The sequence below is a fragment of the Anaplasma bovis genome (assembly GCF_036903315.1).
GTDB classification, from domain to species: Bacteria; Pseudomonadota; Alphaproteobacteria; order Rickettsiales; family Anaplasmataceae; genus Anaplasma; species Anaplasma bovis.
The window spans coordinates 1-8,464 of the sequence record NZ_JAWLNY010000044.1 but is presented as its reverse complement, the minus strand read 5'-3'; the positions used below and the strand labels follow the sequence as shown (position 1 = coordinate 8,464).

The following is an 8,464-nucleotide window of genomic DNA, read 5'->3' as shown; positions in this document are numbered from 1 at the left end:
GTGGATCTTTTCATGCTAACGCCTTTCTTCGTAATATTTGCTTACAAACCTGTTAAGTAGCATAACACCAAACCCGGTAGCACCCTTTGGTACAACGTGAGTTCCCTCTTCTGTCCAAGCCATACCTGCTATATCCAAATGCGCCCATGGTAACCCGTTAACGAAGCGTTGTAAAAACTGTGCTGCAGTTATGCTGTCCGCACCGCGACCACTGGTAGAGATATTTTTCATATCTGCGATAGAGGAGTCCATCATCTTATCGTATGCATCTCCCAATGGCATGGGCCATAGCATCTCGTTTACTTCTTCCCCGGCATGTATTAACTTATCGGACAGCGATTTATCGTTGGAAAACAATCCAGCGTACTGTACCTCTCCTAAAGCTACGACTATGGCTCCTGTCAAAGTTGCAAGATCTACAATAAGCTTAGGAGAGAAAACCTTCTGGGTGTACCATAGAGCATCTGCGAGTACTAACCTGCCTTCAGCATCTGTATTCAGAACCTCTATGGTTTGTCCAGACATAGACTTAACTATGTCTCCAGGACGCTGAGCATTACCATCAACTGCATTCTCAACAAGACCAACAACGCCTACCGCATTAACCTTTGCAGATCTTGCAGCTAGAGTCCTCATTAAACCTACAACAACAGCAGATCCTCCCATGTCGTATTTCATGTCCCACATCCCTTTGGAGGGCTTTAAGGAAATACCACCAGTGTCGAAGGTAACTCCCTTACCAACAAAGGCTAGTCTATCATTGCTCTTCGGGGCACCATTCCACTTCATAACTACGAGTCTTGAATCCTTGCTGCTACCCTGGCCTACACCAAGTAGAGCCATCATGCCTTCCTCACGCATGCGCTTCTCATCGAGTATTTCCACCTCTACACCCAGTGGTGTAAGCTCTTCATGTATCCTGCGCGCATATTCATCCGGGTATAGTACGTTAGCAGGTTCTGAAACTAAGGAACGAGTAAAGAATACAGATTCTCCTTCTGCCTGTAGGGGGGCAAATGACTTATTAAACTCTGCGGCATTTCCCGATACGAGAATATTAATTTCAGATAGCTTCCTGACATTAGGCTTTTTCTTTGTTAGGTACTTATCAAAGGTAAAACTACGTAGGAAAGCTCCATAAGCTACGCGCAACTCGGTACCTTCGGGTGCAACGATTAAGGCTTTTCCTGCATTAACCTTCTCTAGACTAGAATATATGGCACCGCCCAATTTCATAGCCTTGCTTTCGACGATTTCTTCAGACTCCTTTCCTAGGCCAACAACCAATACTGCGCGACCTTTAGGAGTGTATACCACGGGCATAGTAGCTGCGAATTCTCCGGAGAACATGCAAGATTCTTTTGCTTCTAGGATAATTGCTTTTTCTTCTGGAGCGAGGACACCCCCATCTTCCAGAGAGTTACAACCCTCAAAGGTGCCAACTACGAACACCGCTGTCTTGATGAACGTAGAGATGCCAGAAGCAAAGTTTAGAAACGAAACACTAACCATAACAGCCCCCATAAGTACCGTCAGCATTCTAATGTTATTTTGTGATGTAGTCTATGGCACAGTTTACCATTTACTTTGCACGTACTTTTGTAAAGTATAGTACACAGTTTAGACGAGGTTTAATATGCGGGGTGCTTTAGGCTTTTGTAGATTGTGTATTCTAGCGAGATTGCTGAGAGTAGGGTTTAACCAAAAGTTGATTCTCACACCATTTATTATGGCAACTGTGGTGTGTTTTCTGCTTGGTGGTACTGACGTAAAAGCTTCGGATGCTGTCATTTTAAATTGCGTAGAAACACCCGAAATAAAGAATGTTGTTCCGGTGCCCAAGAGATTTAACCTATCGAGTAATTTACTGAAACACACAGGACATGGAAGCGATAGGAACGTAATACACATAGTAGGTAGGGTCACCGACGCATATTGCCGCCCCATAAGCGGCGCGAACGTATTCATATGGCATTCTGATTCTAACGGTAGATACGCTGACGATACCGGCTATGATAGGGGATTTCACGGTTCCGGAAAAGCGACAACTGATAATTTAGGTAACTATGGATTTACTACCATATTGCCTGGTAGCAGCAAGGGTAGGAGTCCGCTGGTGCATTTTTTGGTTAAACATAATGCGTTTCCAGGGCTGCAAACTGAAATGTTCTTTGAAGGCATGGAAGACGGCTATGATGGCTATGAATTGAGTAGAATACCAGGTTCGATAAAAAAGTTGCTCACCGCCAGGTACATAGGCAGTGAACACGGTATAGGAATTTACGAATTCAATATCACCTTCTCGGATGATGCCATCTAGAGTGTAGGCATGTTCACACGTCTAGCAATACAATGAGACCCAGTGAAGGAATGGATTTGTTGTTTCTAGTGCTTGAAATTTGATGCATGAGTGCATAGTATGGTATACTAGTGGGTGTGTGTCTTATTTGGTAGGCGTATGGCAACTAGTTGGGCGGTTATGCGTGAGGCTTTTCTAGGCTTCTGCGGTCGTCCGTGTTCGCTAAACGGGAAAAAGTTTAAGACACGCGGCTTCCGGGTGTTTGAGCTTTACATGAGGGTAACCATTGCTCTGGTTACCGTTGTCCTGTCACCTCTCATTCTGATGTATTTTTGTGCATCTCCTCTGTTAGGTAGCCAGGAGTTTACGTGGGCAAAGGTCGTTTCCAGACGTAGATGGAAAGAAGGTGAGCGTGTTAGGAGGGGTTTGTACCACAGGTTAGTGGGTCCTCAGGTTAAGCAGACTTTCGCTTATATCCATGGTTTGCTCCTAAATATTTTGTTCTTTTCTGTCGCAATTTTCTTGCTTTCCCGCATTATGTGTCTTGTGGGCGCAAGGTCTGAGTGTTGCACGTTTGGCATGGCGGTGGCTGGGTCGTTGATACCTTCGGCTATCTTGTACGTGTGTGCAGTAGCTCACAACTATGTGTCAAGGTTCCTTCAATACAAGGAAGATTGTCCTCTCAGGTACAAGATAAGAATGCTGTGGCGTAGTCAGGAAAAGACCTACGACAAACTAGAGGACTCCGTGATAAACATGATGTTTAGAAGCCAGATCAGGGATGCTATGAGTATCACCTCTATGTCCAGACTGGATACACAGATGTTATACGGTGTGCCTACTGCGATTGTGGCTTTTTGTTGTTACCTGCACGATGTATACACCGGTGAGGAGAAGAGGGCTGCTGATATTCGCGAAGAGGCTAGTAGACACATGGGGGGTATGTCTGTGGACCGCAGTATTAGGCTTGGGTTCTTCAGGGCATAGCGCGAGCTTTAGGCGTAGTTTTAAATTATTCTCTGTTCGGCTGTTTGTATGTGTGCCGCAAAAAAGGGCTGTAGTGGGCGTGAAATGGTTGGGGTGGTACGGAAGGTAGCCTCCGACGGCGTGCTCCTCGATAAGGTGGCCTATGATATCAGAAGCAGGATATACATCTGCTATTTGCTGTGCACCTCCATAGTCTCGCTGGTTCCCATAATTCCGTATGTGATATCTAAGGAGGCGTATAAAAAGAGGCACAAGTTATGGGCTGCTATATCCGTTCAGATTTTCCGGCATACGCGAACAGTTCTGGTATTTGGCCTTCTTTTCACCAAGGCTTTCACATTTATACTTGAGAAGTACCCAAATTTTCTAGGACCCAACTTCTTCATAAAAAATAAAGACTTGGCAATCCTGTTTTTGGCAATGTCGTGCACACTGCCTTTGCTGGTTATTGAAAGCGTATTCCACTACTTAAACGTATACGACGAAGTTACCAAGAACAAATGTAGTGTATCAGACGTTCTTATATCACAAAGTTTTCTTGGCGATATATCCTGTGGATTGCCTGCGCTACTGTGTTATCAGGAACGTACAGGCCCTTTGGGCATAAAAAGCAAGAACACTAACTACTGGTCGGATGTGGTATACGAGGTATATCTGTACTGCACTTCCTACATCTTGGTAGTCCCTGGGTGTTGTGCCTTGTTGGCTGAGTACTTGCGTCGTAAGGACAAGAAGGTGGCTCTCTATGTCGTGAAGATGCTTGCCGTGTCATCTCATGTTATCTTGATAAATTCTATTTTTATAGGGATGATCCTGTATTGGATTCTATCTAGCTGCGGTAAATTCTTACATGTCGGAAAAGCTAATGCTCTAGACAGTCACGTTAGCATGGCATTTATATACGGTATTTTCATCTCATCCTTTATATTCCTGTTGGCAATGGCATTTTTCTACTATGAGATTAGTACTGTTAATAGCAAAAAGACTGATATAACAAACTCACTTGAGGTTTCCGATGAAATAGCAGGGTTGGTCCTCAAGTTTGGACTACTTACTGTGGCCGTCAGTAGCATCTGTTCATTGTTCCGTACTAAAACTAAGCTCAGAGAAAAGTGTATTAAATACCCAAAGACCGAATTCGCATACGACTTAGTCCGCAGGATAGTCGGTGCTGTGCTTGTACTTCCTGCGTGTTTTCTGCAGTTGTCAGAGTTATGTGTAAATAGAGGAAATAAGAAATTTGCTGCTATTGCTAGTCGCGCTAGGTTGTTTTCGGAAATATTTTTGGGAAATGTATTGTGTTTTTTCATCGCATCTACAGCAATATTTTGTACGCCGGCTGCAAGAAAAGCGCTGAACCTTGCGTCTCCTACAGTTATTGCGTTTGCATCTGCGGTGGCGCTCGCATGTGTTGTAGAAGTTGCTGCAGTGCTAGCGGATTTATTTTTTACCTCTAAAGAAATAGCGTACTCTGGGAAGGAATACGTATCTGTCGTGTTACGTGACAAGGAACTCGACTATAAGATCTCCAAATTCGGAATCATTAATTTAATTTCTTCCGCAATAATACATGTTGCATATGACAAGGGCTCCCAAAGGGGAACTGCCAACATCAGCGCAGATGCGAAACATAGTGACATAAGCGATATGATGTCATCTGTAATTTCGCCAATGGCAGTTGCTAGTGTTTACAGGAGCCGGTCTGTCTAAGGAGATAGCAACTATTTCGCAGATCTTTTCACTTCCTTTCACTCTGTTTTTTCCCTTCTGCCATATTTAGAATGACTAAGGAGTCGTTCTCTGTATCTACCTCCAGCACACTTCCCTCAGGCGCTTGCCCCGAGAGTATCATGTATGCAAGCTGATTTTGTATATGTTGCTGTATTAGTCTTTTCAGTGGTCTAGCGCCATATGCTGCGTTATATCCATTTTCAACTAGCCAAGTTTTTGCACCAGGTGTAAGCGTGATTGTAAGGCCCTTGTCGCTTAAAGTTTTTTGCAAATTCGACATTTGTACGTCCACAATGAGTTCTATGTCTTTCTTGGACAGCCTGTTAAAAATGATAATCTTGTCCAGCCTGTTTAAAAATTCTGGACGAAAGCACGTTCTCAATAGAGAGAACACCTTATCTTTTGTTTCGTCATCTACGGATTCATTGCCGCTGTTGACTAGAATTTCCTGCCCTATGTTCGATGTAAGGACCAGTATCGTATTCTTGAAATCGACCAAATTTCCTTTGCTATCAGTAAGTCTTCCTTCGTCGAGAACCTGTAACAAGATGTTGAATACGTCCGAATGGGCTTTCTCAATTTCGTCGAAGAGAATTACTTGATAAGGCCTTTTACGTACAGTTTCAGTCAGCGTACCGCCCTGTTCATATCCCACATATCCCGGAGGTGCGCCTATCAACCTTGCAACGGAATGCTTTTCCATGAACTCCGACATGTCAAATCTTAACATGGCAGAACGAGAATTGAAGAGAAACTCACTTAGCGCCTTGGTCAATTCAGTTTTACCTACTCCTGTAGGTCCCAAGAATAGAAAAGAACCCATGGGCCTTTGTGTATCCTGCACGCCAGCTCTAGACCTTCTTACAGCGGAACTTATTGCACTTACAGCATTCTCTTGTCCCACTATAGCTTTTTGTAGCTCCTCTTCCATATGTAAGAGTTTTTCCTTTTCGCTGTGCATTATGTTGTCTACTGGAATGCCCGTCCACTTCGCGACGATGGATGCTATATCATTGGCTCTAACTTCCTTTCTCAAAAGTGCTCCTGCAACTTCTCCGCATTTCTTTAGTTCCGCTTCCAGGGACGGAATAACTCCGTACATTAGCTCCCCAGCTCTAGATAAATTTCCGCATCTTTGAGATTGTTCTAGCTCAATACGTGCTTTATCCAAAGATTCCGTTAGTTCATGCATTTTTGATATCTTAATTTTTTCAGCTTGCCATTTGCTGTTCAGATCAGCAACTTCCGCAGTTAGTACGTCTAACTCTGCGTCTATGTCCGCCAAACGTTGCTTCGAAGCCTCTGTATTTTCATTTTTTAAGGCTTCAGATTCTATTTTCAACTGGATTATTTTGCGTTCTGCACTGTCTATAACTTCCGGCTTGCTGTCCACCTCTATCCTTGCCTTACTTGCGGCTTCGTCTATCAGGTCTATTGCTTTGTCAGGCAAAAATCTTTCCGATATGTACCTGTTTGATAAATTTGCTGCAGCTACTATCGCGCTGTCTGTTATTATGATTCCGTGATGTAGCTCATACTTTTCTTTCAATCCCCTCAACATTGAAATTGTATCACTTATGCTGGGTTCAGCTACGAACACGGGTTGAAACCTCCTTGCCAGGGCAGGATCCTTCTCTATGTGCTCGCGGTATTCATCCAATGTAGTAGCGCCTATGCACCGCAACTCTCCCCTTGCCAGAAGAGGCTTGAGAATGTTAGATGCATCCATGGAATCTCCGGTGGAACCTGCGCCCACTAGCATATGCAACTCGTCTATGAAGAGAACAATTTTCCCATCGGATGTTATTATTTTTGAGAGAACTGCCTTTAATCTTTCTTCAAATTCCCCCCTGTACTTTGTTCCCGCAACAAGAGCAGCAAGATCCAATGCAAGCACTTTTGCTCCCCGTAACCACGCTGGTATATTCTCAGCCACTATTGCTTGGGCAAATCCTTCAACTATCGCACTTTTTCCCACGCCAGGTTCACCGATTAATGCGGGATTATTCTTTGTCCTTCTTGAAAGCACCTGTACCAGTCTTCTAGTCTCATCACTCCTGCCGATTACTGGATCCAGCTTTCCTAAAGCAGCGAGTTCTGTTAAATCCTGTGTGTATTTCTTCAGTGCGTTAAACTTCTCCTCACATGTTTCACTGTCAGCTTTTGCACCATCGCGCATTTTTTCTATAAGTGTATTAAGTTTGGGTAGAGTTACTCCCTCACTCACCAAAACTCGCGATATATCGCTGTCTGAGGCTATTATACCCTGCAATAGACGTTCAGTAGTGACAAAACTATCATTGTTCCTTTTTGTAAGGCTTAGAGCTTCCTCCAGAGTTTGTGCCATTCCTCTAGAAAGGTTTAAATGGCCGCTCCCAGAGCCAGTGACTACAGTAAGTTTTTTTAATATGTTCGATAGCTCACTGGTAATCTTGCTTATGTTGGCGCCGCACGAAGTAATGAGAGTTTCTGTTGGCCCGTTTTCTTCATCGAGCATCACTTTCAGCAGATGTTCTGGTAACAAAGACTGGTGACCGGATGAAATAGCAAAGACTTGCGCCTGAGACACGAAATTTTTTGCTTTGTCAGTAAACTTTGTCAAATCCATGGCAATTTTCTCTCGTCTAGCTGCCTGTTGTATTAGGTATACACTTTCTAATAAAATTTAAAGGTGATTCACAGAAAATATTATCGCCATGAAGAGCTAGCTGGGTGGTTGTGTGTAAAGTAAGGACGGTGGTGTGACACTAGAAACTATTTTTCTTGTAAAGTATGGTAATAGGTTTTACCATCCTCGGCGGGGTGATGTATGTCATGAGGGCTTAGTATGAGTGGCCTGCTACAGGGGAAGGTCGCGCTTATTACGGGGGCCGCCGGAGGTATTGGGTCTGCAGTTTCCAGGAGATTTGCTGCAGAAGGTGCGAGTGTTATATTGGTGGATATTGATGTTCACAGGTTAAAGACTCTGTACGATGACATTAGCAGCACGGGAGGAGAAGTTGCACTTGCTGCAATAGATTTAAGGGATATCGAAAAAATCGAAAGCCTTGCTCTTTCTGTGAAAAGTAAGTTTGGATCCCTCGACATATTGGTAGCTACGGCGGCAGTTATAGGAAATCTTGATCCTATTCAGGAGTGCGGGATTGAAGACTGGAAGGCCGTTGTTGAAGCGAACTTTTTTGCAAATTGGTACTTGATAAAGTATTTTGACTCTCTGTTGAAAAGCTCAGATGCTGGAAGGGCGATCTTTGTCACGTCGGATGCGGTAAGGTCTATTTCAAACTATTCCTACTTTGGTCCGTACGTATCAAGTAAGGTGGCGCTTGATGCGATGATAAAGGTGTACGCTGCTGAAACGAAACACAGTAAGCTTTGCGTAAACATGGTTTACCCTGCGCAGGTAAACAGCAATATATATTCTGTGATATTTTCTCCAAAAGAGCCTGG

At 43.8% G+C, this 8,464-nt stretch carries 6 protein-coding genes; 4 read left to right on the top strand and 2 right to left on the bottom strand.

Annotated elements, in window-relative coordinates:
• Positions 1–15: 15 nt before the first annotated feature.
• Entirely contained in the window at positions 16–1,512 is a 1,497-nt protein-coding gene (locus R4I06_RS03790; RefSeq protein WP_334414225.1) for a leucyl aminopeptidase, read from the bottom strand.
• Between the two features lie 124 nt (positions 1,513–1,636).
• Here R4I06_RS03790 and R4I06_RS03785 point away from each other — a divergent pair, with 124 nt between their 5' ends.
• The 3 genes from R4I06_RS03785 to R4I06_RS03775 all read left to right on the top strand — a co-directional run bounded on the left by R4I06_RS03785 (position 1,637) and on the right by R4I06_RS03775 (position 4,996).
• Positions 1,637–2,320 (top strand): dioxygenase family protein, encoded by a 684-nt coding sequence (locus tag R4I06_RS03785; protein ID WP_334414224.1) that lies wholly within the window; start codon positions 1,637–1,639, stop codon positions 2,318–2,320.
• A 138-nt stretch (positions 2,321–2,458) separates the two neighbouring features.
• Positions 2,459–3,286 carry a hypothetical protein gene (locus tag R4I06_RS03780; RefSeq protein WP_334414223.1) on the top strand — a complete coding sequence of 276 codons (828 nt, stop codon included), beginning with the start codon at positions 2,459–2,461 and terminating at the stop codon, positions 3,284–3,286.
• Positions 3,287–3,379: 93 nt separating this feature from the next.
• Positions 3,380–4,996 carry a hypothetical protein gene (locus R4I06_RS03775; protein WP_334414222.1) on the top strand — a complete coding sequence of 539 codons (1,617 nt, stop codon included), beginning with the start codon at positions 3,380–3,382 and terminating at the stop codon, positions 4,994–4,996.
• A 28-nt stretch (positions 4,997–5,024) separates the two neighbouring features.
• Here R4I06_RS03775 and R4I06_RS03770 read toward each other — a convergent pair whose 3' ends face one another.
• On the bottom strand, positions 5,025–7,625 hold the full coding sequence (locus R4I06_RS03770) for an ATP-dependent Clp protease ATP-binding subunit (RefSeq protein ID WP_334414221.1): 2,601 nt from the start codon (positions 7,623–7,625) through the stop codon (positions 5,025–5,027).
• A 219-nt stretch (positions 7,626–7,844) separates the two neighbouring features.
• Here R4I06_RS03770 and R4I06_RS03765 point away from each other — a divergent pair.
• Positions 7,845–8,464 (top strand): SDR family NAD(P)-dependent oxidoreductase (locus R4I06_RS03765; RefSeq protein ID WP_334414220.1); only part of this gene is annotated, 620 nt, incomplete at its 3' end.

Bases quoted from the DNA above. Each gene is read 5' to 3' on its own strand.
- R4I06_RS03790 (WP_334414225.1), bottom strand. From the start codon at position 1,512: ATGGTTAGTGTTTCGTTTCTAAACTTTGCTTCTGGCATCTCTACGTTC.
- R4I06_RS03785 (WP_334414224.1), top strand. From the start codon at position 1,637: ATGCGGGGTGCTTTAGGCTTTTGTAGATTGTGTATTCTAGCGAGATTG.
- R4I06_RS03780 (WP_334414223.1), top strand. From the start codon at position 2,459: ATGGCAACTAGTTGGGCGGTTATGCGTGAGGCTTTTCTAGGCTTCTGC.
- R4I06_RS03770 (WP_334414221.1), bottom strand. From the start codon at position 7,625: ATGGATTTGACAAAGTTTACTGACAAAGCAAAAAATTTCGTGTCTCAG.